Source organism: Sphingobacterium hungaricum, assembly GCF_015210005.1.
GTDB classification, from domain to species: domain Bacteria; phylum Bacteroidota; class Bacteroidia; order Sphingobacteriales; family Sphingobacteriaceae; genus Sphingobacterium; species Sphingobacterium hungaricum.
The window spans coordinates 432,449-458,011 of sequence record NZ_MU158697.1; the positions used below are offsets into that span (position 1 = coordinate 432,449).

The following is a 25,563-nucleotide window of genomic DNA, read 5'->3' on the forward strand; positions in this document are numbered from 1 at the left end:
CATAAGTAATTAGCTAGATTTAACAAAATATAACAATGATTAACAATTAGCTTTAATTACATTTACACACAAATAATTTGTATGATTCAATTTTATAAAGGTAAACTTATTCTTATTCTGTTTCCAGTGTTTATCGCACTGTTCACTGCTTGCGACAAAGATATGAGTGTTTTCTTAGATAGAAATTCGAATGATGCATTAAATGTTTCAATTATTGATTCCATGGCTGTGACGACTTCAACATACCAATTAGATTATATGCCTGGTGCAAACACCGGCGTAGTTTTAGTTGGAAAAACTTCACAAGCCGAAATTGGATCCGTAAAATCAACAGCATATTTTGAACTTGGATTGCAAAACTACGTTGCGGGAATTCCTGAAAATGCAGTTTTTGATTCCGTTAACATGGTTTTAAGGCCGCATAGCACAAGATATTATTACGGAGACACAACCGTTACCAATAAATTCAGTGTTCATCAGGTTACCAAACGTTTTGAAACTACAGATATTACAACAGGGATAGATGCGGCAAATGCTCCGGTTTTTGTAACTGGGCCAACTATTTTTAACAATACGGTATATCCTTACGACGCTACTCCATTGGGTACAAAATCGTTTAGACCTCGAATAAAATCAATGGATTCATTGGACATCCGTTTAGATCAAACTTTCGGAACTACGTTTTTTGATTTCATGCGTACAACCGACATCAAGACAACGAATACCGATTTCTTCTTAGATTATTTAAACGGAATCGCACTTGTACCAGATGAAAACAATAAAGCTTTAGTAGCATTCAGTGACACCGTCCAAATCAGATTTAACTACAGTTATATCAATTCGGCAGGCTTTAAAGTAACCGATTACAAATTGCTGAACTTAGGAAATCGCACCTATCAATACAATAATTTCGAATACGACCGCACGGGAACACCTTTCGAAGCGCTAAACGGAACTAAAAAAGAATTGACTCTAACTGAAACGAATGGAAAACTGTTTTTCCAAGCGGGAACTGGTGTTGTAACTAAAATCACATTAAAGTCGTTACAGGATTTAATGAGGGAATCAAACATTGCAATTAATAAAGCCGAACTGATTATCGAGACGAGTTCAGCCTACGATGGAAACTATCCGGCTTCAACAACGGCAATGCTTTTTGTTGCGAATAGCAATAATATTCCGATTTATTACCTGACTGCTCCTTATTCAACGTCCATTCAGCAAGCTGTATTTACAGCAGGAAACCAAACAGGAAAAAACAATACGTATACGTTCGACTTAATAGAATACACTAAATCGATAACAACAGATGCTTATTATGACACATCTTTATTTCTAAGTGTGATGTCACCAGGCTTGTTCAATTCGACGAATGCTTCTGTTATTGCGACGCAAAATAATGCACCAAAAATTAAATTAAATATAATATATACTAAATTTCAATAATTTATGAAGAAGAAAAATTGGTTAGTTTTATTACTAGCTTGTACAATTGCTTTAACATCCTTCCAATCTTGTAGTAGTGATGATACGGAAGAACCAGATGAGTGGTTCAGAACTTCAGTATTTTTAAGTACTCCTCGTAATGGATCAGCATATTTTACCATTGGTGATCAAGGTTATTTAGTAGGTGGAATTATTAAAACAAATAACGAAAGATTAAAAGACACTTGGTCTTTTGACGGATCAGATAAAACATGGAGCCCTAAAGCTGAATTTCCTGGAGATATCAGAAATAGCGCGGTTGGATTTGCAATCGGTACGGAAGGATTTGTAGGAACTGGATGGAATGGAACTTCGGAGTTAAAGGATTTCTATAAGTACAATTCAACCACAGACACTTGGACGAAAATTGCTGACTTTCCAGGCGAAGCTCGTTTTGGCGCTGTAGCTTTCTCGCTAGGTGGATTCGGTTATGTTGGTTTAGGAACGGATAATAATGACAAAACTTATGGTGATTTTTACAAATATGACCCAACTGCAAACACTTGGACTTTATTAGCGACTAACTTTACTTACAAAAAAGCATATGCTTTCTCTTTTGTAATTGGAAACAATGCTTATGTAGGCGGTGGTTATTCAAACAATGCGTTACCTGAAGATTTTTACAAATTTGACGGAACAACTTGGACTCAGTTAGAAGATCTTGCTAGAGATGATGATTCTTATGTGTATGATGTAAGAAGATACAACACTGCTGCATTTGCGATCGGAAACTACGGTTACGTAACAAGCGGTCGTAGCTCAAGCGGTATTACAAATACAACTTGGAAATATGACCCATCTTTAGATGCATGGATCGACGGACACCAAGAATTCTTAGGTTCAACTCGTGAAAAGGCTGTTTCTTTCTCATTGAATAACAAAGGGTATGTGGCTACCGGTATTAACGGAACTTCATACTTTGATGATAACTGGGAATTTATTCCAGTTCGTTAATCAAACGAATTCGTAAAAAAAGCGTTGCTGGTTTAAAATCAGCAACGCTTTTTTGTTTATAGCTATCTGCTCTTCATGAGCAACGCATTAGTATAGCGACAATAAAATCTATTGTTCCATAATTTGGAACATAAAAAAACAGCAGCAAAATTTGCCGCTGTTTTACTAATTATTTTTGGACTCTTAGATTAATCCTTTTTTGTTCAATGCTTCTGCAATCTGCACTGTATTTGTTGCCGCTCCTTTTCTCAAGTTATCTGCCACAACCCACATGTTGATGGTATTGTCTTGAGATTCATCGCGACGAATACGCCCGACCAAAACTTCATCTTTTCCATGCGCATCTTTTGGCATTGGATATTCTAGATTTGCAGGATTATCAACAACAATAACACCTTCTTGTTTTGCCAAAAGTTCACGAACTTCAGCTAAATCAAAATCAGATTCAAACTCAATGTTTATCGCTTCCGAATGTCCTCCAACAACTGGAATACGAACTGTAGTCGCAGTGACACGGATAGAGTCATCTTGCATAATCTTATTCGTCTCCTGAATCATTTTCATTTCCTCTTTTGTATAGCCATTTTCTTGAAATACATCAATGTGAGGAATAACGTTCATATCAATTTCATACGGATATGCTTTCTCTCCAACGATTCCAGCACGCTCATCTTGCAACTGCTGAACAGCTTTTACGCCAGTTCCCGTTACGGACTGATAGGTAGAAACAACAACACGCTTAATCTTATATTTATCATGAAGTGGCTTTAAAATAACCACCATCTGAATGGTCGAACAATTTGGATTAGAAATTATTTTATCTTCTGCGGTAAGCACGTCACCGTTTACTTCTGGAACAACTAATTTTTTTGTTGTATCCATACGCCATGCAGATGAATTATCGATTACGGTAATTCCTGCTGCAGCAAATAAAGGAGCATACTGTTTTGAAGTCTCTCCTCCCGCAGAAAATAGCGCTACATTAGGTTTCAAAGCAATAGCTTCTAATGGAGTAACGACCTTATAGTTCTTACCCTTAAACTCAATTTCCTTACCCTTGCTGCGCTCTGATGCAACTGGGATTAATTCTGTTACTGGGAAATTGCGTTCCGCTAATACTTTCAACATTTCTGACCCAACAAGTCCTGTTGCGCCAACTACTGCCACTTTCATACGTTAATTCTGTTAATTAAAAATTTTAAATCTATTATTATTAAATTGTTAGGAAGCCAAACATACTAAATTAACTGGAAAAATTTTTAAATTTAGTTTCAAATCTACCAAGTAAATAGAATTTTAATTATCGTTTTTGAAATTTTACTTATGAACTTACCAAATTTTGTCAATGTGCTCGCTATTTTAGCATGCCTGATGCATAGCACGAATGTGTCAAGTCAAACCATTCTGATTAACGAGATTATGGCAAATCCGACAAATAGTTTGTTGCCAAATCAAGAATACATTGAACTTTATAACGCTGGGGAAATTTCGCTCAATTTAAAAGATTATCGCTATTCGGTTGGTTCAAATTCCCAAACCTTGCCTGACTATTTTTTAGCGCCAAAACAACATGTAGTTCTGGTTAGCGCGGCTAACGTCAGCGAATTTGAACGTTATGGCAACAGCATCGGCCTATCACGTTGGTTTACCTTGACAAACACAGGAACGTCCATCAGCCTACACGATCCAAACAACAGACTTGTCGATTCCGTATTTTATCAGGATGATTGGTACCAAGATGGGGCAAAAGATAATGGTGGTTGGAGTTTAGAACGGATAAACCCAGTTCTTACTTGCCAATCAGAAACAAATTGGATGGCAAGCCTCGATTATCAAGGAGGAACTCCCGGAAAACGAAATTCGGTTTATGACGAAGATTTTTTTGCAGAGCTCACTATTTTAGAGACAGAAGTAACGGATAATACCGTCAAGCTAATCTTCAATCAAACCATTAATCTTTCACTGTATCTTTTAAATGAACAGATTGCTTTAAGTCCATCTTTAGGAAATATCCTTGCTGTTGATTTTCTAGGAAATGACACTCTGTCTATTCAATTTTCCAGCAATTTTCTGGAGAATGAACCGTACACTTTAGGATTGAATGATGTGGAATTCTGTGGAAATAGAATAAATCTTTCAAAAACAATTTTCATTTCAGATCCCATCAATTACAACGACGTAATTATTAATGAAGTTTTGTTTAATCCGCGAGCAGATGGCGTTGATTTTGTTGAGTTATTCAATAATTCCAACGCTATAATAAATCTCGAAGGCTGGTTGCTTGGCAATCGAGTAATTTCATCCGGTATTCATCTATTCTATCCGAATGAATATCGCGTGCTGACAAGCAATATTGACAACATCAAATTGAATTATCCAAGCGCAGTTGTAGAGAACATGATTCAGCTAGTTAGTCTTCCCGCCTATTCGAATGAACAAGGTATTGTGACGATCTATTCTCCAGAAATGTTAAGTGATTCGCTGTATTATAGCAGCGATTATCATCTTCAACTGCTAGACGATCCAGACGGAATTTCCTTAGAAAGACAAGGAGCAAATTTACCAACAAACGGAATAAATACCTTTACTTCTGCATCAACATTGAGCGAAGGAGCTACTCCAGGTTATGAAAATTCAAAAAACAGTGAATTAATTTCAGAAAAAAACAGCTTTTTTTTAAGCTCAAAAACTTTCTCTCCTGACCTTGATAATTTTCAAGATTTTTTGGAAATGAATTATGAATTAAGCCAAGGAAATTTAATGATAAATGCCTACATCTTTAATGATAAAGGTAACCTAGTCAACCGATTGATTCGCAACCAAAACATAGGAACTAAAGGAATCATTACTTGGGACGGCAAGAGCGAAAACAAGCAAGATGCAGCTGATGGGATTTACATATTTTATATCGAATTATACAGCGAAGATGGCGTCTTCGAGACCTATAAAGAGAGCTTTGTTTTGGTTCGCAAAGGCATTAGCTATTGACAGGACTCCATAAAAAAAACTATCTTTGTAGGCAATGAAAGAAAGTATTATTCTACTAGGCGCTAACGGGCAGATTGGCACTGAATTAGCTGTTGCGCTTCGCAAAAAATTCGGACACGAAAATGTCGTCACTTCAGACATTCGCGAACCGAAACAGTTAGGAGAAAATGAACAATTCGAATTAATCAATGTTCTGGATAAAAATGCGCTAAAAGCATTATTCGAAAAACACCAAATTACTCAAGTCTATCTATTAGCCGCGATGCTGTCAGCTACCGGCGAACAGTATCCTCAAAAAGCTTGGGATCTGAACATGAACGGTTTGTTGAATGTCCTGGATTTGGCTGTTGAATTAGGTATCAAAAAAATATTCTGGCCGAGTTCCATCGCCGTGTTTGGCCCTCACTCTCCAAAAGTGGATACGCCCCAGTATTGCATTATGGATCCGAATAGCATTTACGGAATCAGCAAATTGGCTGGCGAACGCCTGTGTGAATATTATCATCATAAATACGGATTGGATATTCGCAGTATCCGTTATCCAGGCATCATTTCTTGGAAAACTGAACCTGGAGGTGGCACAACAGATTATGCGGTGCATATCTTTTTCGAAGCGCTGCGTTCAGGCAATTATGAAAGCTTTCTTTCAGCGTCCACAGAATTGCCAATGCTGTATATGGAAGATGCTGTGAGGGGGACTATCGAACTGATGGATGCTCCTTCAGAAAATATCCGTGTCCGATCTAGCTATAATTTAGCCGGTATGAGTTTCAATCCTGAACAGATTGGAAATGAAATTAAAAAAATTGTTCCTAATTTTGTCTTATCGTATAAAGAAAATGACCCGCGTCAAGCCATCGCAGATTCTTGGCCCTCCAGCATCAATGATGAGCATGCTCAAAACGACTGGAACTGGAAACCAAAATTTGATTTGCAGGCAATGACTAAAGACATGATTGAAAACCTTAAAAATAACGCATAACAAATGGGCAGAGCCTTTGAATTTAGAAAAGAAAGAAAATTTAAACGTTGGTCAAAAATGGCCGTGCAGTTTACACGTTTAGGAAAAGAGATTGCCATCGCTGTTAAAGAATCAGGCCCGCATCCGGAAAATAATTCTCGTTTACGTACTGCTATGCAGAATGCGAAAGCGGTTAACATGCCGAAGGACCGTGTGGAAGCAGCTATAAAAAGAGCTTCTGAAAAAGATTCAAAAGGTTATGAAGAACATGTGTATGAAGGTTACGGCCCTCATGGTGTTCCTGTATTGATTGAAACTGCAACGGATAATACAAACCGTACAGTCGCAAATATTCGCAGTTATTTCACCAAATCAGGCGGTTCTCTAGGAAAAACCGGTTCTTTGGATTTTATTTTTCAACGTAAATCTATTTTCAGATTCGCTGCTGATGAAAATTTCGATATTGAAGAATTGGAATTGGAATTGATTGACGGTGGATTGGAAGAATTGTACATCGAATCCGATGAAGAGGGAAATGATATTGCAGTTGTACAAACTTCATTTGAGGATTTTGGAAACATGCAAAAATTGCTTGAGGAAAAAGGAATTGAAGTTTCCTCAGCCAAATTGGAGCGTATTACATTATCAACAACTCCTTTATCAGAAGAACAAGCGGCTGATGTGCTGAAATTAATTGACAAAATTGAAGAAGATGATGATGTACAGGCTGTATATCACAACATGGATTAATGAATTCAACATATTTTGAAAGAGGGCTAGCCCTCTTTTTTTATTGTCCAAGAATTAAAAGTTAATGTACTCTAAAGCGGTTTAGCAATTTTTTATGTGTTTGCAAATAAGTACTTTTGTTTATGGTGACTTTTGAGGAGTTTTTTGTGAAAAAGAAAATAGATCTTCCTGCGCTAAAACAGGCAGATCAAGGTCTATATACAGAATTCAAAAATCATTATGTACAGATGGGCGAAAAAAGTTTTGACCACACTAAAAAGTACTGGTTTAACCGCTTAAGAAAAACATATAGGCTTCCTGAGGAAGCAATTTTGCCGAAAGAAAAGCTGACTGACAAAATCGCTGTCGAATCTGCTCCTGAATCAGCAGGAGATTCGGTTTCAAAAGTGAGCGGGTTTAAACCAAAATTCAAAGCGCCTGTAAAAGATGAATTACCGGCTATTGAAAAAGACAAAACAAAAACTATAGCTGAGCAAGAAAACCCAGTAGATTCTCCTGTTGCAAAACCTGCCGGATTTAAACCTCGCTTCAAGCCTGGAGTAACGAAACCTGCAGAAGAAAATAAAGCGGAAGAAGTAAATCCTTCAGAAACTAATAGCGAAGCGAGCGAAGCTACGGCCAAGCCGACAGGATTCAAACCGCGTTTCAAAGCCGGAGTAATAAAACCTGCTGAAGAAAATAAAGCTGAAGAGGTAAATCCTTCGGAAGCCAAAATCAAAGCGAGCGAAACTACAGCAAAGCCAACAGGATTCAAACCGCGTTTCAAAGCCGGAGCAACAAAACCTGCAGAAGAAAATAAAGCTGAAGAAGCAACCCCTAATGAGACTTGTAATGAACCTTCAGAAAATGAAGATTCTGACCCAGAAATCAAATCCTCGAACGAGATTAAAAAACCGATTGGATTTAAGCCAAGATTTAAAGCAGGGATAACAAATAAAAATCAAGACTCTCCTGAAAAATAAAATTCTTATTTTCACCAAAAGAGTTTAAATTTAAAGTCAAAACCCTTATAAACATGTTAAAAGAAGAGAGACAAGCATATATCATTCATCAGATTAACTTACACAACAAAGTATTGTCGTCTGACTTAAGTGTTCAATTAAATGTTTCCGAAGATACCATTCGCAGAGATTTAAACGAATTGGCAGAAAGCGGAAAAGTGCTAAAAGTCTATGGAGGCGCTTTGTCAAAATCTTTTCAATATCCTTTCCAGGAAGGACATGTTTATGCCAAAGAATCCAAAAAGGAAATTGCTAGCAAAGCGCTTACATTGATCCAAAGTGGCATGACTGTTTTAGTTGGTGGCGGAACAACCATGATTGAGTTGGCGCGTTCTGTTCCAAATGATGTACAATGTACCTTTTTCACGATCAGTCCTCTAGTCGCTCTAGAATTAGCCGAGAAAGACAATCTTGAAGTAATCCTAATTGGCGGAAAATTATCAAGAAATACAAACATCGTTACTGGTTCGCAAGTAATCAACGAATTGTCAGAAATCAAAGTGGACTTGTGTCTCTTGGGAACGAATAGTTTATCTGTTGAAGATGGAATCACGGATTCGGACTGGGAAGTTGTTCAGATCAAACGAGCAATGATAAAATGTTCGAATAAAGTCGGCGTATTAAGCATTGCTGAAAAATTGAATTCCAATCAGAAAATGCGCGTTGCACCTTTGCGTGATGTAAATTATTTAATCACAGATTTGGAACCGCATCACATCAATTTGCGTGATTTTAGCCGACAAATTACGGTTATCTAATTTTCTAAGAATCTTGTTTTGATTGAATGGTTTTGATGGCTCTTTTGATGAACCATTCATTGCTTTCGATAAACATATTGTGCCAAAGCATAGAATAATCAATTTGTCGATTAAATAGGTTTCGCTTGATTTGTTTTAGCAAATTTTTAGCGCTGTAAGTGGAAATTCCATTAAAAGGTTTCGCATAATAATTCTTAAATGCGCTATGCCAAAAATCTACTGCTGCTTGATTTACATAATCAACATAAGAAGGACTGAATATTTTTTTATTTAATTCGGAAATGACATCATTTCCCTTCTGAGAATCTTCCAAATAAATCGTCTGATTTTTCTTTTCGATTACGGATAACTGAAACTCTTTGAATTTACCTTCCTCAAAAATCAATTGCAAAAGCCCTCCTCTATTCCATTCCGGATGATTTGAAGGATAATCAAAAGCAAAATTACCTAAGCTATAGAAAACATGGCAATGATTATAGACTTCTATGCCCTGCAACACATGAGGATGATGTGCAATAATAAAATCAGCACCACAATCCGCAATTTCCTTATATCGTTGCCGCCATTCAGGTATAGGCACATCTAACATTTCTACACCAGCATGAATTTGAACCAGCAGAACATCCACCGCTTCTTTACACTGACGAATATCATTATTTACTCGCTCCGCATTTATCCATGCGTGCCCAAATTCCCGATCTCCATTTAAAGCGCCATATCCATTTTCTCCGTAAGCCACAAAGCCATATTTCACACCATCAAATTCGAAGACCTTCATTGCATATGCATCAGCTTCATGTCCTGCCCCAAGAACCTCATCCTTTGAAAATAAGCTCAACGTTTTATCCATCGCCTCTTTCCCATAATCATTGATGTGATTATTGGCCATCGAAAACAAATTGAAACCCAAATCCTTTAACCACGCTGCCGAATCAGCAGATTGCTGTACAAGAGGTCCAGTTTTTTTGATTGGCGCTCCATAACCTTTAACCGGTGCTTCGAAATTGCAGCATTTAACCAAACTTGTCGAAAACAGCTGAGTTATTTCTGGAGAAAATTCCAACTTTTTCTCTAAAACGACATCTCCAACAAATAGTAATTTATGTTCCATGCTACGAGTTCTCTCTAATTTTCAATAAGCGTTCGATCGGCTTCAAAGTGACGTACGCAAAGTAAGCATTTATCAAATTATTTTTGAAACCCATCATCTTCATTACCCCTTTCACCTTGGGCGTATGCATCAACGTTTGAAATAAGCGTTCGGCAGTTCCAATTTGGGTAATCTTTTGGTTTATCCACTCTAAGTAAGCAGGTTTGATGTATTCCTTTAACAAAGAAGTGTCTAATGGTTCCAATCGCTCGTTCAGCAAGGTGAAGAAATTGAGCGAATTTTGGTAAGTGAATGTATGTTTCTCTTCTTCAAATAAGATGTTATTTTTTCTAAAAAAGTCTCTTTGCCATTGTCTTTGCTGTTTGCGTTCTTCTGGCAAATTCAGCATGCTCATCGCAATATCTTCATTGATAAATGGAGAATAACCCTCGTAGCCAAAAGTTTCAGGCACGCTGATCAAATATTGCAACATCATCATTTTTGTCCGCATAGCTGAGACAACCCGAAATTTATCGTCTTTCAAAGCATCCTTCTGTCTATCAAAAATTGGCTCTACCAAAGGCAAATAATCAACATCCATCGCGTCTTTAGAATTTGCATTCATCCCATGCGTATATCCTAATTTCAGATAATCCATCGCATCAAGAATCGGCGAAACACGCACAGAACCAGCCCAAGCATCTCCAATTATTCCGCTCAATAGATGCGGTTTTTGAGAGCCAAGTTCTTCCTGAATTTTCGTGTAAAACTCCATTTGGTAAGTTCCTGTCGCGCCGACTGAAGGACCAAAAATAGCATACCAATCTTTTTCAAAATGATTAAATTGGCCTAAATCAATTCGCTTCCAGTCAATCCCCAAGCGCTTACACAATAGTTTGGCATAAACAACCTCCCTAGAATCGCTTTGGTTTGCAGAAGTTCCATATGTGTAGGCATGAATTTTGGATTTATCTTTGACTAAAAAATTCAATAAGCGGGAATCAAATCCACCGCTCGTAGGGACAATGATGTCCGAATCGAATCCATCTGCCCAACTATTTACATCCTTCTCTAACCTAGAAAAAACATCTTTCTCGGTGGACTTCCCCCCTAGTTTGGCAAGTGTTAAATCTTCGCCTTCGACAACCCTTAATTTCCCGTCTTCAAAACGTAAAGACTGATAAGGAAGCAGGTATTTTACATGCTTTACTGGAGTTTGTCCAAAAACACTGTATCCAAAATCTAGGTACGCCGCAAGTCCCTGACGATCGATTTCAAGCGTTGAATAATCAATTACATCATTTATTTGTGTTCCATATTTTCCTGTTTTCTCATGATAAAAAACAGTCGCATATCCAACCCAATTACCTTTGGCTAACTCCATAAACTCTATTTCGCAATTTTATTTTTAACAACTTCTATTAGCTCCATCCAAATTTGATTTTTTATTAAATGGTTGATCGCAAGATAACACACTACGAAGATAAATCCTTGACTGATAAAAAGTATCCAATTATTGACTTCCAATCCATAGTATAAAGGCAAATATGCGATAACACCACAGATTAAACTAATGATAAATGAAGGTAAAATATCTTTTAATTGAATGAAAAAATGATAACCATACACTTTTCCACTCAGAACTGTGATGACTGCATAGAAAAGCATTCTAACCGCAATTTGTCCATAAACAATAATTAAAATTCCTTTATCATAAGTAAAAAACAACAGCAAAATTGCTAGGCTTAACTTGAAAATCTCTAATCCAAGCGTATAATTTGATTTGCCTTTTATGTTCAAAAAATTGGTATTCAAATCTGCTAATGACATAAATAACCCAGCAAAAGTTAGCAATTGAAAGAATGGAACAGAAGATAAATAGCGTTCGCCCAATACGGATACGAAAGCGGGTTCTGCTACGACAATTGCACAAAACGATACCGGAAATAACACAAATGCCAGCGTAGACATTGTCTTCCGGCAGGCATTTAGAAATCGCGGATAATCATAATGCAAAGGAGCTAATGTCGACAAAGTCGTTCCCTGAATAACTGAAGATATCAATAGATTTGGCGTTTCTCCCCATTTATTCGCTTGATAATAGGCGCCCGTCATTGTTTGAGAATAATTCTTTCCAATTACTGAATTGTATAACGGTGACATGATTTTACTTAGCATGGTGGAAAACATAAATAAAACAGAAAATTCCAAATGCTTTTTAAGCGATTCCATACGAAATTTTAAATCAAAGATCCATCCGCCCCAATACCAAAATAAAATGGTCCGAATTAAAGACTGCAAAACAGGTTGCAAAATTAATGACCATACGCCATAACCTAAAACTGCAATAGCAATAATCGCCAAACCAGAAATCACTACGGACAATAAATTGATGCGCGCTGTAATTTGAAATTGAAAACTTCTCAAAATTTTCACGTTCTGTACAATTCCCAAAGCGTGCACGACTATCTGTAAAAATAGGACTCTAGCATATAGCGCAAGATTCTCAATTCCATAAAACCGTTCTATATATGGAGCAGAAAAGTACAGGATAAAATAGACGACCAGACTGAATAGTAAATTGAATCCAAACATCGTCGAATAATCGATTTCAGTGACTGATTTAGAGCGAACTAAAGAAGTGGCAAGTCCGCTATCGATTAAGGCTGTCGCAATCACAGAAAAGATAGCCAGTGCAGAAATAACCGCAAAATCTTCTTGAAATAATAATCGCGCAGTAAAAACACCAACAATAAGGACCACAGCTTGGTTTCCAAATCGATCGATGGCATTCCAAAATAATCCTTTAAGAGTTAGTTGCTTGCTATTTTCGCTCATACTATTTTAAACGACAAATTTAGAAAAGTTAATTTAGAATAAGCTGATATGAGCAATAAATCGACAAGGTTTGCTTTAATCCTGTAGTACCAAACAAAGTCTATTTTTGCAGAGCAAAAAATACCGTGCGCTTTGTCTTTGCAACGATTCTGTAATCTAGTTCTTTTAGATAATTTGCGATTGGAGAATTCTGAAATTCAGGTTCGCTAAATACGTCTTCAACTAGCACAAATTTAGGCCTGTACTTTTCCCAATTATTAGATTGTAGCACCAACAAATCAAACCCTTCCACATCAATGGAAAAAAAATCTATTTCTTGATCAGCTGGTAAATAAGTATCCAAAACATGGCTTAGGGGCTGAACAGGAATTTCTAGCTTATCAATAATGTAGTACCTGGTTTTTTCATGCCTATCATTGGAAATCTCTTCTGAAAACCCATTTAATGCGGGCTCATTAAAACGATAATACGTTAGGTTTCCAAGCTCTGGACCAACGCCGATATTCAGATTGATATCTTTGGACCTGAACCATTTAAACCATTTTAAAGCACTTGGATTAGGCTCGATGTTTATCCCTCTCCATCCTCTTTTATAGAAGGCTATCGTATTTGAAAATCGATAAGGGTGGTGCGCTCCGATATCAACGTAGTATCCCTTATAATTCTTTATGCCCTCATAGAATCCTAATAAAACTGCATCCTCCCCCTCTTGTGAATATGAACTCTTATACCGAAATTTATCGACAGGAAAATATTTCAATATAAAATTCTTTAATTTTTTCATTTGATTGATAGCGAAAAAAAATTAGCCCCTGTTGTTTTATTTGTCTATAATAGACCCAAACATACAAAAAAAACTCTACTAGCTTTAGAAAAAAATCTGATGGCCGATGAGACGGATTTGTTTATTTTTTCGGATGGAGCGAAGGATGGTGAAGCGATTGAACAAGTCAATGCCGTGCGCTCATTAATCCGTGAGCCATGGAATTTTAAGCACATCACAATCGTTGAGCGTTCCAAAAATTGGGGCTTGGCCAATAATGTCATTGACGGAGTCAGCAAAGTATTGGAAAAATACGAAACCGTTATTGTATTGGAAGATGATTTGGAAACCTCAGTACATGCTTTGGAATATTTCAACGATGCTTTAGAAATTTATGCGAATGATGTTAAGGTCATGGAAATTTCTGGTTATTCGTATCCTGTCAAAAACTTGGAAAACCTGCCGGAAAGCTATTTCTTTCGCGTAGCGAATAGTTGGGGTTGGGCAACTTGGAAGAGGGCTTGGAATTATTTTAATCCAGACATCAAAGATTTACTCAAGGATTTCACAAAACACGACCGACATCAGTTTAGCATCGAGGGAAAGGAAAATTTTTGGAAGCAAGTCAAACAATTGAAAGCTGGAAAAATAAATTCTTGGGCGATACGCTGGTATTTGTCGATTTTTAAAGAACGTGGTCTGGTTTTATACCCAAGACAGTCCATGATTCAAAACATCGGCACTGACGGAAGCGGAACGCATTCTGATGTCGACCAGATTTATCATGTTGAATTAGCAACGACGCGAGTCTCCGATTTTCCGAAGGAAATAGAAGAAAATAAGCAGGCATACGTTGCTATCAAGCATTTCTATGCCACTCGAAAAGGTTCTCTTTTGGATAGAATCAAAAGATACATAAAGAAAAAATTTAAAAAATAAATATGGCAAACCTGCCAAAAATATCCATCATAACCATTGTCTACAACAATGCAAAAGACATTGAATTCACGATGGCATCGGTGCTTAATCAGACTTATCCAGTCATTGAGTACATTGTAATCGACGGTTTATCGACGGACGGCACAGTAGATATTATCAAAAAATATAAAAACCAGCTTGCCATATTTACGTCAGAAAAAGATGCCGGAATTTATGACGCCATGAATAAAGGACTAAAAGAAGCTACCGGAGATTATGTTTTATTTCTTAATTCAGGGGATGCTTTGTATGATGAAAACACACTTGACCATGTCGTCAAAAAAGGAAAGAATGCAGACATTATTTATGGTGAAACCATGCTCATTGACGAAAACAGACAAGAAATCGGTTTACGTCGCCATGCTGCGCCTAAAGAGTTTACTTGGAAATCATTCAAATACGGCATGAACATTTGCCATCAGGCAATCTACATTAAGAGAGAAATTGCAGTTCCTTACAACGAAAACTACAAGTTAAGCGCAGATATTGATTGGATTATTCGCTGTGCGAAAAATGCAAAAACTGCTGTAAATGTAAACGAACTGGTGGCCCGCTACTTGGTTGGCGGATTATCTCAAAAACGTCATCGAGAAAGTTTGAAAGAGCGATATGTGATTTTTAATCAATATTATGGCGTCATCCGAAATTTTATTAATCACGGAATTATAGCAATGCGTTTATTCGCCTATCGATTGAAACATGGAAAAACAAGAGAATAATTTTCTGAATCCGCAAATTTTGGTCGAACTAGCGAATTCGACGATGCCATTTGGAAAGTATAAAGGATATCGCTTATGCCATTTGCCTGAGCCTTATTTGGTCTGGTTTCATAGCAAAGGTTTCCCTCCAGGCAAGCTAGGAATTCAATTAGCAACGCTCTATGAAATCAAATTAAATGGCTTAGAACATCTATTGACTCCATTGATTAAACGGTAATTTGGATTAACTTTGAGATTGAATCACTCTCTTAATTCCATGTTTCATCATAGTAACGTTAAAATTCAATAAAAGCCCCAACTTGAAATTCCCCAATTTTAAATAGGTTAAAACTTGTGCTAAATGGACGTCTGTAAAACATTCTACCGTTTTTATTTCTACGACTAGCTTTTTGCATACTAATAAATCTATCCTGTAACCATGCTCCAATTTTATCTCTTTATAAATAATCGGTAACGGTATTTCTTTGTCAACTTCTAATCCCGTATTTAGCAACTCGTAGTACAAGCATTCCTTATAAGCTGATTCTAATAATCCTGGGCCAAGATTCTTATGAACTTCAATCGCACAACGGTTGGTTAACGTTGCTATTTCATTTTCAATTTCCATAAGCTGATGATTTTTGAATATAAATTTCCACAAATCTTTTGAAATTTTTAGCGTTTTCTATGACTCATCACCGAAAGCTGACCCACGGAGTTTCGCAAAGAAGGCACAGAGTTGCACAGAGAAAAACCAATTAATTATCGCTCAAGCTCTGTGTCTTCTGCGACCTTCTCTGCGCCTTCTGCGGTTATGCATTTATATTTCTATGACTCATAACCGAAAGCTGTCCCGCGGAGTTTCGCAAAGAAGGCACAGAGTTGCACAGAGAAAACCAATTAATTATCGCTCAAGGCTCCGTGTCTTCTGCGACCTTCTCTGCGTCTTCTGCGGTTATGCATTTATACTTCCACGATTCATCGCTAGAAGCTGACCCGCGGAGTTTCGCAAAGAAGACACAGAGTTGCACAGAGAAAATCCAACTAATTATTACTCAAGCTCTGTGTCTTCTGCGACCTTCTCTGCGTCTTCTGCGGTTATTAATTTTAAAAATCCCTCTCCGTTTTTGAATTTTTAATTTTTCCTTTTGAATTTACTACCTTTGTCCCATTAAATTTTAAACATTAAACGCCGTTTGCAGCGGTATCAATGAATATGAAAGCTTATCAAACATTGCTGTACTATTGTTACAGCCCAATCGAAGATGCGGAAGAATTCGCAGACAAACATTTAGCATTTTGTAAATCCTTAGGATTAGTTGGCCGCATAATCGTAGCCGATGAAGGTTTGAACGGAACCGTTTCTGGTTCTCCAGAGTCTTGCAAAGCCTATATGGATGCAATTTATGCTGATGGAAGATTCAACCATACGGAATTTAAAATCGATGAAGTAGACGAACCGTCCTTTATCAAAATGCATTGCCGCTACAAATCTGAAATTGTACATTCTGGCTTACGCAATCCTGAAATCATCAATCCAAATAAAGAAACAGGTATTCATCTTGAACCGCAAGATTTTTTAGCGATGAAAGACCGTGATGATGTAGTTGTTTTGGATGTGCGCTCGAATTATGAGCATAATGTTGGTCGATTTAAAAATGCGGTCACACTGGACATGGAAAATTTCAGGGAATTTCCGGAAAAAGTAAAAGAGTTAGAACAATACAAAGGAAAGAAAATCCTAACCTATTGCACTGGCGGAATCAAATGCGAAAAAGCCTCTGCCTTACTTTTAAAAGAAGGTTTTGAGGAAGTCTACCAATTGCATGGTGGCATCATCAAATATGGAAAAGAAGCAGGCGGAGAAGATTTCGAAGGAAAATGCTACGTCTTCGACAATCGGGTCACGGTCGATGTAAATTCGGTAAATCCTGTCGTTGTTTCTACATGCAAAAACTGTGGAAGAACTACGCCAAAAATGATAAACTGTGCAAACCCAGATTGCAATGAACATTTCACGCAATGCGACGATTGTGGAGAAGAGCTAGAAGGTTGTTGCTCCGCAGAATGTATGACACATCCTAGAAAACGCGAATACGATGGCACAGGTTATTACGTAAAAGTTCCTCAGCCTGTCAATGCTGAAAAAATCAGCAAACGAAAACATAAGAATTTCAGTATTCAGAAATAAAATCTAGTTGAACTATAAAAAATGGAGGCTATCTTTTTCATAAGGTAGCCTCCATTTTTATTTTAATCGTTAGATGATTAATTCCATTTCCAATCTCCGGAGATTTTTAACTCCTCCTTCAGATTACTTTCCTCTAAAAACAGAACCAGCTCATCATCATTCTGCTGTTTGGCAGGAATTTCTTTTGTGTTTGCTAATGAATATGCCAAAACAGCACCGATTTTTACAGTTTGTTTTAATCCATATTCATCCACTAGATTGAAATTATCTTGGTCCGAATGGTAATATAATCCCGCATTATTTGGAAGTTTCGCGCTACCTCCCCCGCCAATCGGAATTCCAGCTAGCATAAATGGCTGATGGTCGCTATGCAACCAAGCGCCTTGTGTATTTTTGCTCTGAAAGGCTGTATCGATTGTGCTATAGAGTTTTCCCCATGACGCGTGCAACGCATCCATTTCCACTCTTGAAGTCGAAAATCCTTTTGGATTATTCGTCATATCAAAATTCAGCATGTACTTGATAGTATTCAATTGCCCATCTTTTTTTGCTTGTTCAACATACGCTTTAGAACCTAACAAACCTTGCTCTTCGCCCATAAACAAAACAAATTCAATTGTTCTGTCACTTTTTAAATGAAGTTCTTTAAGTGTTCTTGCCATGTCCATTACCGCAAAAGAACCGATTCCATTGTCAATCGCGCCGGTTGCCAAATCCCAGCTATCCAAATGTCCTCCGACAACTATTTTTTCATTCGCTAAAGATTTTCCAGGGATTGTTGCCACAATGTTTCTAGCTTGAATGAGTTCCGAACTATTTTCCATTTGGATATATGCCTGTATTTCCGAATTTTTAAGCTTCTCTTTCCACGCCATTCCATCCTCTTTGCCAATACATACAGCCGGAATATTTATCAATTTACCTGTAATCGAAGCCGTACCTGTTAGCAAAACACCGCCATTAACCGAGTTGATGAAAATAATCCCCTTGGCGCCATACTGTGCCGCTAAGGCAGTTTTCTCCGAGCGGTGCAAATTTTTCAACGCCGCTTCTGAACCTGGCAAAATGTGCAAATATGCCAACACGATTTTACCCTGAACGGAATTACCCAATCGTTCATAATCAGATTTCAACCCATTTCCGACATCAATTACTGCAGCAGTCAGTTCCGCAGAAACTGGAGAATGTGCGAGAGATACCGCTTTTACAGGTTGGTTATCCATCTTTAGCGACAAGGATTTTCGAGCCCAGCTCTCTACTTCAAAGGCTTGGTATCTTACATCTAGCCCATAAGATTTCAAAACTTCAAATGCATATTCTTCTGCTTTAGCTCCGTTGGACGAACCCGTTAATCGATGTCCAATAGTTTCAGTGGCCAATTTTAGATTGGAATACGCTTCAGAATTTTTATCCACCTCTTTTGCAATTTGATTGTAAGCTTTCGTATAATCTTGTGCAAAAAGCGAAAATATAGGGAGTAAGAAAATGAATAGGATGATATTTTTCATAAAGCAAGATAAAAAAAAGCGACCTAATTTTTAGGTCGCTTGCTGAATTAGTTTTTAGAATCAAATTTCCATTGCACATAATTGATGTTCTTATCATGCGCCAAATATTTCTTTTCGTAATATGTTTTGATGCTCAATACATCGTCGACCAAATCCGAGTGGTATAAGTCTGTGGTTTGCTTATTGATTGGCAAATTTTGCAATTCAATCTGTTCGATAGTGTAGGCATAAAAACCATCATTGTCAGTTTTCAAATGCATAATTCCATCTGGTTTTAAGATAAATTTATAGCGTTCCAAAAATTTGGGACCTGTTAATCTTTTCTTTTCTCTGCTATCTTGAGGTTGCGGGTCTGGAAATGTAATCCATATTTCAGAAATTTCATTCTCATCAAAAAACTCCAAAATATTTTCGATTTGAATACGCAAAAAACCCACATTTTCTATCCCGTCTTCTATCGCTGTTTTTGCTCCCCTCCAGATTCGGTTTCCTTTATAATCGATTCCCAAATAATTTATTTCAGGATTCAATTTTGCTAAATTCACCGTATATTCACCTTTGCCACAAGCCAATTCGAGAATTAATGGATTTGAATTCCCAAAGAAATCTTTAACCCATTTCCCTTTATATGGCAAGCCATTTTCTTTTTGCAATACATTTTTGAAGGTTTCAATCTCCGCGAATTTTCTTAACTTATCCTTACCCATAACGAAAAAATTTGTCGCAAAAATAACCTTATATTTGCAATATTCTATACAAAACACGTGGAAAAAGACGCTAAAATATATATTGCCGGACATCGAGGAATGGTGGGTTCCTCCATTTATCGTTTATTGGAAGAAAAAGGATTTACAAATCTCTTGGTTCGCACCTCTAAAGAATTAGATTTGCGCAATCAGCAGGATGTTTTTGAGTTTTTCGAAAAAGAAAAACCAGATTATGTTTTCCTTGCCGCCGCTAAAGTTGGAGGAATTGTAGCAAACAATACGTACCGAGCAGATTTTCTGTATGAAAATTTAGCCATTCAAAACAATGTTATTCATGCTTCGCATGTGAATGAGGTGAATAAGCTGATGTTTCTAGGCTCTAGCTGCATATATCCAAAATTGGCGCCACAGCCCTTGAAGGAAACGTATTTATTGACCGGAGAGTTGGAACCCACCAATGAACCTTACGCAATCGCTAAGATTGCAGGGATCAAGATGTGCGAGTCATACCGCGATCAATACAATTCGCGTTTTATTTCAGTGATGCCTACGAATCTGTATGGAAAGAATGACAATTATCATCCTCAAAACTCACACGTATTGCCAGCATTGATCAGTCGCTTCCATGAAGCGAAATTATCAGGAGCTTCTGAAGTGACGATTTGGGGTACGGGTACGCCACTTCGCGAATTTTTATATGCGGATGATTTGGCTGAAGCTTGTCTTTTCTTGATGGAAAATTATGAGGAGAAAGAATTTGTAAATATTGGTACAGGCACCGATATTTCAATTAAGGATTTGGCTACCTTAATCAAAGAAACGGTTGGATTTGAAGGCGAAATAAAATTCGATACATCAAAACCGGATGGTACGCCACGGAAATTGATGGATGTTTCGAAGTTGTCAGAATTGGGCTGGAAATACAAAATCCCTTTAGAAAAAGGGATTCAGTTAGCTTATGAAGATTTTTTGAAAAATAATTAATCAATCTTGTCTTTAAGATTATCAAGGCCATGGCTAATTTTGTCATGGCTTTTTTGTATTCCATCATCGACTTTATCAAGACCTTTATGAACTTTGTCCTCCACTTCGTCAATGCCATCGATAATTTTTTTCTTTGCTTTCTTCTTTTTAGGACGAATGAAATCCGTTAGTTTAGAAAACAAATTGCCGACTTTATTTTGATTGACTTGACCGGCTGCAGTTTCGGAAGCCAAAAGAACAAGTCCTTTCTTAACCCATCCTGCATTTTTGAGAACAGTTCGGTTCAACACAAGAGGCACTCCAAACTGTAATGTTTTGGTCAGCCAATCTGATTTTGAATTGCCAGAACCATCTTTATTTTTTGTCAGCGACACTAAATCTTTAACCAATCCAACACCGGGTATAGACGAAAACAGTGAGTTAGCGACGCGAACAGGTTTTTCAAGCTTTGCCTTTAATAAACCATATTGATTGCCTAAATAAGCCTCTTGTTCTTTTTGAACAAGGCTTAATCGAGCAATCTCTGACATTAAATCATCAATATTTTTTACTTTCATTACTTTCCGCTTCTTCGTTATACAATTCGCTCTCTTTCTCCTTAACAGAATTTATGTCGTCCTCAACAGGTTGCTGTGATTCGTTAATATGATCTTCCTCTTCATCTAATTTTCCGAATATTTTACTGATTGTCAAATTCATAAACTTCAATTCCAACTTAGGCTCGAAAGCTCGAATAATTAACAATATAATAACAAAAACACCCCCTGTAGTCAAGAAACCTAGGGAATAACTATCGAAAAGCTCACTAAAATAAAAGCCTAGAGCCATAGAAAAAAAGAAAACGATAAACAGTGTTAAGATTATTTTCGCTAAATCCAATATCAGCGCTCCTAATATTCGCGATGATTTTGCAATTGCACGTAACCGCAACAGTTCAATTCTTGTATCTACATATTCTTTCGCTTTATCAATTGTTCCTGAAAAAGAGAATTTTTGATCTTCCATGCATTTATAATTTTAATCAGGTTAATGAATAACTTGATTGGTTTGGTAAAAGGTATTTTAAGCCGGAGGCTTAATTAGATTCATGCATGTTCTTCAATCTCGTCGTCAATTACCTCTTCGGCAATATGCAATTTCGATTTAACAACTGAAACCAATCTATCTTTTAGCTCCCCTAACTGGTCAAATTGTTCTTCCGCACGCTCTTTAATCGCGTCTGCCAAGTCACCCAAAGATTCATTCAGCTTATCACGTGTTTCTGATCCTTTATCAGGTGCAAATAATAATCCAATTACAGCTCCTGCTGCTAATCCTGCTAACAATGCTGCTACAATTTTGCTGTTGTCATTCATTTTCAATCAATTTTTAATTATTTGTAATGGCAATTATTTTATAAGATAACAATCAACTTTTCGAATCGTTTTAATAATTTTCAAATAAATTGCTATGCAACATAATTTACTTTTTTTTCCTGTAAAAACAAAAATTTTAAAAGTAATTTTTTAGCTTTATATAAGCTACCCATTGGAAATTAACATGTTAGTAAAAACTTACGCTAGCGCCGTTTTTGGAATAAATGCCACCACCATAACTGTTGAAGTTAATATTTCTACAGGGACGAAATATTATATCGTTGGTCTGCCGGACAACGCCATTAAGGAAAGTTTGCAACGCATCGAAACGGCTATTGTCAGTATAAAGATGCGCATGCCACGACAAAAAATCGTTGTCAATATGGCTCCTGCTGACATCAGAAAAGAAGGCTCGGCTTATGATCTGTCTATTGCAATCGGCATCTTAGCCGCATCAGGCCAATTGATTAATGATGAAATCTCGGATTACATTATTTTAGGAGAACTGTCATTGGACGGAACCATCCAGCCTATAAAAGGCGCATTGCCAATTAGCATCCAAGCAAAAAAAGAAGGTTTCAAAGGAATCATTTTGCCTTCAGCGAATGCAAGAGAGGCTGCCATTGTTTCCAATCTAGCTATTTACGGAATTGATAGCTTAGCAGATGTTGTTCGATTTTTTGAATCAAAAGAAGATTTCCAACCGACGGTGGTTGATGTGAGACAGCAATTTATTCAAAGAATGAATAATTATGATGTCGATTTTTCTGATGTCAAAGGACAGGAGAATATCAAACGAGCATTAGAAATCGCTGCTGCTGGAGGCCATAATGTTATTTTAATAGGTCCTCCAGGCGCAGGTAAGACCATGCTGGCTAAAAGGTTGCCAACCATTTTACCTCCATTGACTATCGAGGAATCATTAGAGACCACAAAAATTCATTCCGTTTCGGGACATCTTTCTGCCATGGATTCGCTGATGACAGTACGCCCCTTTCGTGCGCCGCATCATACGATTTCCAACGTTGCTTTAGTCGGAGGAGGAACAAATCCGCAGCCAGGAGAGATTTCTTTAGCGCACAATGGGGTTTTGTTTTTAGACGAACTGCCGGAGTTTCAGCGTGCGGTGCTTGAAGTCATGCGTCAGCCTCTTGAATCCAGATCGATTATGATTTCAAGAGCAAGGTTTTCAATAGAATACCCTGCTAGTTTTATGCTGATTGCGGCAATGAATCCTTGCCCCTGCGGTTATTATAACCATCCGGATAAAGAATGTATTTGTGGCACTGCGGTTGTTCAGCGTTACCTCAGTAAAATTTCAGGTCCTTTGCTTGACCGCATTGACCTCCATGTGGAAGTTACTCCTGTTGAATTTAATGAACTAGCAAATTCAAGGGCTGCCGAAAAAAGTGAAGCCATTCGGAACCGCGTTATTCAAGCTCGAGGAATTCAAATCGAACGCTTTAAGAACAGCGTCGATATGTATTGCAATGCGCAGATGAATTCCTCCTTATTGAGAGAAGTCTGTCACATCGATGATCGAGGAAAGGAATTGCTCAAAAATGCGATGGAGCGCTTAAGCCTGTCAGCAAGGGCATACGACCGAATCCTAAAAGTCGCCAGAACAATTGCCGACATGGAGCAATCAGAAAACATTCAGAACAGCCATTTAGCCGAAGCCATTCATTTCCGAAGCTTAGACAGAGAAAACTGGGCTGGATAAGAATTAAAATTGATCGATTAAATGACGGATAAATGGCGGATACATTATGATCATATAAAATGTAATACGAAAATTTCTGTCATTCTATATCTGAACTCCGTTATTTTGGTATTTGTTGACTGGCAAGTGTTTGCAAGCAGAAATTACACAATTTGTTCGCTCTTGCATACTTTTTTTATCTTTATATGAAGTTAACAGAAATTTGAATGAGTCTAAAAACTATTGATGCGTCATCTTTAACATCGGCAGAAATTCAGGGATTTTTGCACTATGCCATTGCACCTAGACCAATCTGTTTTGCGTCCACCATAGATAAAAACGGCAAGGTTAATTTAAGCCCGTTTAGTTTTTTTAATGTGTTTAGTATCAATCCACCCATATGCGTCTTTTCGGTGACAAGCAGGGCGCGTGATAACAGCAGGAAGCATACACGTTCTAGAAGTACCTGAATGTGTTATTAATATTGTGAACTATGAAATGGTTCAACAGACCTATTTAACTAGTGCTGATTATCCAAAAGGAGTGAATGAGTTTATGAAAGCTGGATTTACAGAATTGGCTTCAGAGACTGTGAAACCACCAAGGGTAGCCGAATCACACGTTCAATTGGAATGTGTAGTAAATGATGTGATTTCGTTAGGAAAAAACGGAGGATCTGGCAATTTGGTAATTGCGGAGGTGAAACTGGTTCATATCAATGAAGGTATTTTGGATGATAATGGTCAAATAGACCCTCATAAAATAGATCTGGTAGCTCGATTAGGCGGTGATTGGTATTGTAGAGTAACCAAAGATAATTTATTTAAAATCGCCAAACCTTCAGATTTCGCTGGAATGGGCATCGGTATAGATGCTTTTCCTGAAGCGGTCAAAAACTCTAACGTATTAACAGGGAATAATTTGGGATTATTGGCGCTTGTTAAAACTCTTCCGTCCGATGAGGAAGTAGAAGCTTTTAGCAAAACTGAAGAAATGAAAGAATTACTTGACTTCAGCATCGACACCGATAATCGAATCTTGCGCTTGCATTTAAAAGCAAAGGAATTTTTAGATAATGGTTTTGTTGTGGAAGCGTGGAAAGTATTGCTGATATAAGAACAATCCTGATATGGACCAATCAGAAAATATTCAGAATAACCATTTAGCCGAAGCCATTCATTTCCGACGCTTATACCGAGAAAATTGAGCTAGCTAAACCTTAAAACTGATCAATAAAATGACGGATAACCCAAGGGTACATCAAAATCGTTAACAGTAAACCAGTCAATGCTCCAAATAAATGCGCATCATGATTAATGTTATCCTGTGCTTTCTTAGATGCCCAGATACAATAGCCTAGATATAAAAATGCAAACAGATACGCAGGCATTGGAATCGCCATAAAGATGCGCAATTCTGCTTTTGGGTTGAACAAAATATAGCTAAATAACACAGCACTCACCGCACCGGATGCGCCAAGGCTATGGTATCCGTAATTATTTTTTTCTTTCAGAATCGTTGGAATGTCGCTTAATATCAAACCAACTATATAAATAATTGCAAAGTATAAATGTCCTAATCCACCACTAAGGCCTACCATCAAGGCTTCTAAAGCAAACCCAAAATAATAGAATGTAATCATGTTAAATAACAAATGCATCCAATCCTGATGGATCAATCCACTTGTAAAAATCATGTAAGCTTTTGATTTATCGCGATAGATGCTGTAGGGGTGCAACATCAATTTTCCGTACCATTCAGGATTAGAAAAAACGTATATACTTATCCCTATCGTAAGCGCAAAAATAACACTAGCTACAGGTGTAACGATTAAGTAGTCTATTAGCATAAA

Annotated in this window: 26 protein-coding genes; 14 read left to right on the plus strand and 12 right to left on the minus strand. The window is 37.3% G+C overall.

The window, feature by feature from the left end:
- The first annotated feature begins 81 nt into the window (after positions 1 to 81).
- Positions 82 to 1,446, plus strand: a complete 1,365-nt coding sequence (locus C4F49_RS01850) for a DUF4270 family protein (RefSeq protein WP_196934123.1) — start codon at positions 82 to 84, stop codon at positions 1,444 to 1,446.
- A gap of 3 nt (positions 1,447 to 1,449) precedes the next feature.
- Complete coding sequence (locus C4F49_RS01855) at positions 1,450 to 2,439, plus strand: Kelch repeat-containing protein (protein ID WP_196934124.1); 990 nt, start codon at positions 1,450 to 1,452, stop codon at positions 2,437 to 2,439.
- 183 nt (positions 2,440 to 2,622) lie between these two features.
- On the opposite strand, the gene C4F49_RS01860 is transcribed toward C4F49_RS01855, so the two are convergent.
- Positions 2,623 to 3,612: an aspartate-semialdehyde dehydrogenase gene (locus C4F49_RS01860; protein ID WP_196934125.1), complete on the minus strand. Its 990-nt coding sequence runs from the start codon at positions 3,610 to 3,612 to the stop codon at positions 2,623 to 2,625.
- Positions 3,613 to 3,762: 150 nt separating this feature from the next.
- Between C4F49_RS01860 and C4F49_RS01865 the strand changes: the two genes are divergently transcribed.
- From C4F49_RS01865 to C4F49_RS01885, 5 genes are all read left to right on the plus strand, one after another.
- Positions 3,763 to 5,427 (plus strand): lamin tail domain-containing protein, encoded by a 1,665-nt coding sequence (locus C4F49_RS01865; protein ID WP_196934126.1) that lies wholly within the window; start codon positions 3,763 to 3,765, stop codon positions 5,425 to 5,427.
- Between the two features lie 34 nt (positions 5,428 to 5,461).
- Entirely contained in the window at positions 5,462 to 6,409 is a 948-nt protein-coding gene (locus C4F49_RS01870) for an NAD-dependent epimerase/dehydratase family protein (protein WP_196934127.1), read from the plus strand.
- Between the two features lie 3 nt (positions 6,410 to 6,412).
- Entirely contained in the window at positions 6,413 to 7,138 is a 726-nt protein-coding gene (locus C4F49_RS01875) for a YebC/PmpR family DNA-binding transcriptional regulator (protein WP_196934128.1), read from the plus strand.
- 146 nt (positions 7,139 to 7,284) lie between these two features.
- Positions 7,285 to 8,100, plus strand: a complete 816-nt coding sequence (locus C4F49_RS01880; protein ID WP_196934129.1) for a hypothetical protein — start codon at positions 7,285 to 7,287, stop codon at positions 8,098 to 8,100.
- Between the two features lie 53 nt (positions 8,101 to 8,153).
- Positions 8,154 to 8,897: a DeoR/GlpR family DNA-binding transcription regulator gene (locus C4F49_RS01885; RefSeq protein ID WP_196934130.1), complete on the plus strand. Its 744-nt coding sequence runs from the start codon at positions 8,154 to 8,156 to the stop codon at positions 8,895 to 8,897.
- Positions 8,898 to 8,901: 4 nt separating this feature from the next.
- Here C4F49_RS01885 and C4F49_RS01890 read toward each other — a convergent pair whose 3' ends face one another.
- The 4 genes from C4F49_RS01890 to C4F49_RS01905 all read right to left on the minus strand — a co-directional run bounded on the left by C4F49_RS01890 (position 8,902) and on the right by C4F49_RS01905 (position 13,609).
- Positions 8,902 to 10,008, minus strand: coding sequence for a CapA family protein (locus tag C4F49_RS01890; protein ID WP_196934131.1), 1,107 nt, complete (start codon positions 10,006 to 10,008; stop codon positions 8,902 to 8,904).
- A 1-nt stretch (position 10,009) separates the two neighbouring features.
- Positions 10,010 to 11,371 (minus strand): asparagine synthase-related protein, encoded by a 1,362-nt coding sequence (locus C4F49_RS01895; protein ID WP_196934132.1) that lies wholly within the window; start codon positions 11,369 to 11,371, stop codon positions 10,010 to 10,012.
- Positions 11,372 to 11,376: 5 nt separating this feature from the next.
- Positions 11,377 to 12,825 carry a lipopolysaccharide biosynthesis protein gene (locus tag C4F49_RS01900; RefSeq protein ID WP_196934133.1) on the minus strand — a complete coding sequence of 483 codons (1,449 nt, stop codon included), beginning with the start codon at positions 12,823 to 12,825 and terminating at the stop codon, positions 11,377 to 11,379.
- A 100-nt stretch (positions 12,826 to 12,925) separates the two neighbouring features.
- Entirely contained in the window at positions 12,926 to 13,609 is a 684-nt protein-coding gene (locus C4F49_RS01905; RefSeq protein WP_196934134.1) for an FkbM family methyltransferase, read from the minus strand.
- Between C4F49_RS01905 and C4F49_RS01910 the strand changes: the two genes are divergently transcribed.
- The 3 genes from C4F49_RS01910 to C4F49_RS01920 are packed head-to-tail and all read left to right on the plus strand — an operon-like array spanning position 13,610 to position 15,502.
- Positions 13,610 to 14,527, plus strand: a complete 918-nt coding sequence (locus C4F49_RS01910) for a glycosyltransferase (protein WP_336244656.1) — start codon at positions 13,610 to 13,612, stop codon at positions 14,525 to 14,527. It abuts the gene before it with no gap.
- Positions 14,528 to 14,529: 2 nt separating this feature from the next.
- Entirely contained in the window at positions 14,530 to 15,285 is a 756-nt protein-coding gene (locus C4F49_RS01915) for a glycosyltransferase family 2 protein (protein ID WP_196934135.1), read from the plus strand.
- On the plus strand, positions 15,266 to 15,502 hold the full coding sequence (locus C4F49_RS01920) for a DUF3820 family protein (protein WP_196934136.1): 237 nt from the start codon (positions 15,266 to 15,268) through the stop codon (positions 15,500 to 15,502). Before C4F49_RS01915 ends, C4F49_RS01920 begins: the two co-directional genes overlap by 20 nt.
- 6 nt (positions 15,503 to 15,508) lie before the next feature.
- Here C4F49_RS01920 and C4F49_RS01925 read toward each other — a convergent pair whose 3' ends face one another.
- Positions 15,509 to 15,892, minus strand: a complete 384-nt coding sequence (locus tag C4F49_RS01925; RefSeq protein WP_196934137.1) for a GxxExxY protein — start codon at positions 15,890 to 15,892, stop codon at positions 15,509 to 15,511.
- A 588-nt stretch (positions 15,893 to 16,480) separates the two neighbouring features.
- Between C4F49_RS01925 and trhO the strand changes: the two genes are divergently transcribed.
- Complete coding sequence (trhO, locus tag C4F49_RS01930) at positions 16,481 to 17,455, plus strand: oxygen-dependent tRNA uridine(34) hydroxylase TrhO (RefSeq protein ID WP_196934138.1); 975 nt, start codon at positions 16,481 to 16,483, stop codon at positions 17,453 to 17,455.
- Between the two features lie 77 nt (positions 17,456 to 17,532).
- Here trhO and C4F49_RS01935 read toward each other — a convergent pair whose 3' ends face one another.
- On the minus strand, positions 17,533 to 18,963 hold the full coding sequence (locus C4F49_RS01935) for a M20/M25/M40 family metallo-hydrolase (RefSeq protein WP_196934139.1): 1,431 nt from the start codon (positions 18,961 to 18,963) through the stop codon (positions 17,533 to 17,535).
- Positions 18,964 to 19,010: 47 nt separating this feature from the next.
- Positions 19,011 to 19,670 carry a tRNA (guanosine(46)-N7)-methyltransferase TrmB gene (gene trmB / locus C4F49_RS01940; protein ID WP_196934140.1) on the minus strand — a complete coding sequence of 220 codons (660 nt, stop codon included), beginning with the start codon at positions 19,668 to 19,670 and terminating at the stop codon, positions 19,011 to 19,013.
- Positions 19,671 to 19,727: 57 nt separating this feature from the next.
- On the opposite strand from trmB, the gene fcl reads away from it, so the two are divergent.
- On the plus strand, positions 19,728 to 20,654 hold the full coding sequence (gene fcl, locus C4F49_RS01945) for a GDP-L-fucose synthase (RefSeq protein WP_196934141.1): 927 nt from the start codon (positions 19,728 to 19,730) through the stop codon (positions 20,652 to 20,654).
- Here fcl and C4F49_RS01950 read toward each other — a convergent pair.
- The 3 genes from C4F49_RS01950 to C4F49_RS01960 form a co-directional block, all read right to left on the minus strand.
- Positions 20,651 to 21,211: a hypothetical protein gene (locus tag C4F49_RS01950; protein ID WP_196934142.1), complete on the minus strand. Its 561-nt coding sequence runs from the start codon at positions 21,209 to 21,211 to the stop codon at positions 20,651 to 20,653. The genes fcl and C4F49_RS01950 overlap by 4 nt on opposite strands.
- Entirely contained in the window at positions 21,192 to 21,659 is a 468-nt protein-coding gene (locus C4F49_RS01955; protein ID WP_196934143.1) for a phage holin family protein, read from the minus strand. Before C4F49_RS01955 ends, C4F49_RS01950 begins: the two co-directional genes overlap by 20 nt.
- Before the next feature lie 80 nt (positions 21,660 to 21,739).
- Entirely contained in the window at positions 21,740 to 22,009 is a 270-nt protein-coding gene (locus C4F49_RS01960) for a YtxH domain-containing protein (RefSeq protein ID WP_196934144.1), read from the minus strand.
- 184 nt (positions 22,010 to 22,193) lie between these two features.
- On the opposite strand from C4F49_RS01960, the gene C4F49_RS01965 reads away from it, so the two are divergent.
- Together C4F49_RS01965 and C4F49_RS01970 are read left to right on the plus strand one after the other, a co-directional pair.
- Positions 22,194 to 23,732, plus strand: a complete 1,539-nt coding sequence (locus tag C4F49_RS01965) for a YifB family Mg chelatase-like AAA ATPase (RefSeq protein ID WP_196934145.1) — start codon at positions 22,194 to 22,196, stop codon at positions 23,730 to 23,732.
- A 408-nt stretch (positions 23,733 to 24,140) separates the two neighbouring features.
- Positions 24,141 to 24,827 carry a flavin reductase family protein gene (locus C4F49_RS01970; RefSeq protein WP_231388174.1) on the plus strand — a complete coding sequence of 229 codons (687 nt, stop codon included), beginning with the start codon at positions 24,141 to 24,143 and terminating at the stop codon, positions 24,825 to 24,827.
- Between the two features lie 103 nt (positions 24,828 to 24,930).
- On the opposite strand, the gene C4F49_RS01975 is transcribed toward C4F49_RS01970, so the two are convergent.
- A complete protein-coding gene (locus C4F49_RS01975) occupies positions 24,931 to 25,560 on the minus strand; it encodes a rhomboid family intramembrane serine protease (protein ID WP_196934146.1) in 630 nt (209 codons plus the stop codon).
- Positions 25,561 to 25,563 lie beyond the last annotated feature (3 nt).

What these genes read in the sequence shown, in the direction of transcription:
- C4F49_RS01975 (WP_196934146.1), bottom strand. Translation starts at nt 25,560, where the DNA reads ATGCTAATAGACTACTTAATCGTTACACCTGTAGCTAGTGTTATTTTT.
- C4F49_RS01850 (WP_196934123.1), top strand. Translation starts at nt 82, where the DNA reads ATGATTCAATTTTATAAAGGTAAACTTATTCTTATTCTGTTTCCAGTG.
- C4F49_RS01935 (WP_196934139.1), bottom strand. Translation starts at nt 18,963, where the DNA reads ATGAAAAATATCATCCTATTCATTTTCTTACTCCCTATATTTTCGCTT.
- C4F49_RS01860 (WP_196934125.1), bottom strand. Translation starts at nt 3,612, where the DNA reads ATGAAAGTGGCAGTAGTTGGCGCAACAGGACTTGTTGGGTCAGAAATG.
- C4F49_RS01865 (WP_196934126.1), top strand. Translation starts at nt 3,763, where the DNA reads ATGAACTTACCAAATTTTGTCAATGTGCTCGCTATTTTAGCATGCCTG.
- trhO (WP_196934138.1), top strand. Translation starts at nt 16,481, where the DNA reads ATGAAAGCTTATCAAACATTGCTGTACTATTGTTACAGCCCAATCGAA.
- C4F49_RS01955 (WP_196934143.1), bottom strand. Translation starts at nt 21,659, where the DNA reads ATGGAAGATCAAAAATTCTCTTTTTCAGGAACAATTGATAAAGCGAAA.
- C4F49_RS01915 (WP_196934135.1), top strand. Translation starts at nt 14,530, where the DNA reads ATGGCAAACCTGCCAAAAATATCCATCATAACCATTGTCTACAACAAT.
- C4F49_RS01895 (WP_196934132.1), bottom strand. Translation starts at nt 11,371, where the DNA reads ATGGAGTTAGCCAAAGGTAATTGGGTTGGATATGCGACTGTTTTTTAT.
- C4F49_RS01905 (WP_196934134.1), bottom strand. Translation starts at nt 13,609, where the DNA reads ATGAAAAAATTAAAGAATTTTATATTGAAATATTTTCCTGTCGATAAA.
- C4F49_RS01950 (WP_196934142.1), bottom strand. Translation starts at nt 21,211, where the DNA reads ATGAAAGTAAAAAATATTGATGATTTAATGTCAGAGATTGCTCGATTA.
- C4F49_RS01900 (WP_196934133.1), bottom strand. Translation starts at nt 12,825, where the DNA reads ATGAGCGAAAATAGCAAGCAACTAACTCTTAAAGGATTATTTTGGAAT.
- C4F49_RS01965 (WP_196934145.1), top strand. Translation starts at nt 22,194, where the DNA reads ATGTTAGTAAAAACTTACGCTAGCGCCGTTTTTGGAATAAATGCCACC.
- C4F49_RS01885 (WP_196934130.1), top strand. Translation starts at nt 8,154, where the DNA reads ATGTTAAAAGAAGAGAGACAAGCATATATCATTCATCAGATTAACTTA.
- C4F49_RS01890 (WP_196934131.1), bottom strand. Translation starts at nt 10,008, where the DNA reads ATGGAACATAAATTACTATTTGTTGGAGATGTCGTTTTAGAGAAAAAG.
- C4F49_RS01875 (WP_196934128.1), top strand. Translation starts at nt 6,413, where the DNA reads ATGGGCAGAGCCTTTGAATTTAGAAAAGAAAGAAAATTTAAACGTTGG.
- C4F49_RS01855 (WP_196934124.1), top strand. Translation starts at nt 1,450, where the DNA reads ATGAAGAAGAAAAATTGGTTAGTTTTATTACTAGCTTGTACAATTGCT.
- C4F49_RS01870 (WP_196934127.1), top strand. Translation starts at nt 5,462, where the DNA reads ATGAAAGAAAGTATTATTCTACTAGGCGCTAACGGGCAGATTGGCACT.
- C4F49_RS01920 (WP_196934136.1), top strand. Translation starts at nt 15,266, where the DNA reads ATGGAAAAACAAGAGAATAATTTTCTGAATCCGCAAATTTTGGTCGAA.
- C4F49_RS01925 (WP_196934137.1), bottom strand. Translation starts at nt 15,892, where the DNA reads ATGGAAATTGAAAATGAAATAGCAACGTTAACCAACCGTTGTGCGATT.
- C4F49_RS01960 (WP_196934144.1), bottom strand. Translation starts at nt 22,009, where the DNA reads ATGAATGACAACAGCAAAATTGTAGCAGCATTGTTAGCAGGATTAGCA.
- trmB (WP_196934140.1), bottom strand. Translation starts at nt 19,670, where the DNA reads ATGGGTAAGGATAAGTTAAGAAAATTCGCGGAGATTGAAACCTTCAAA.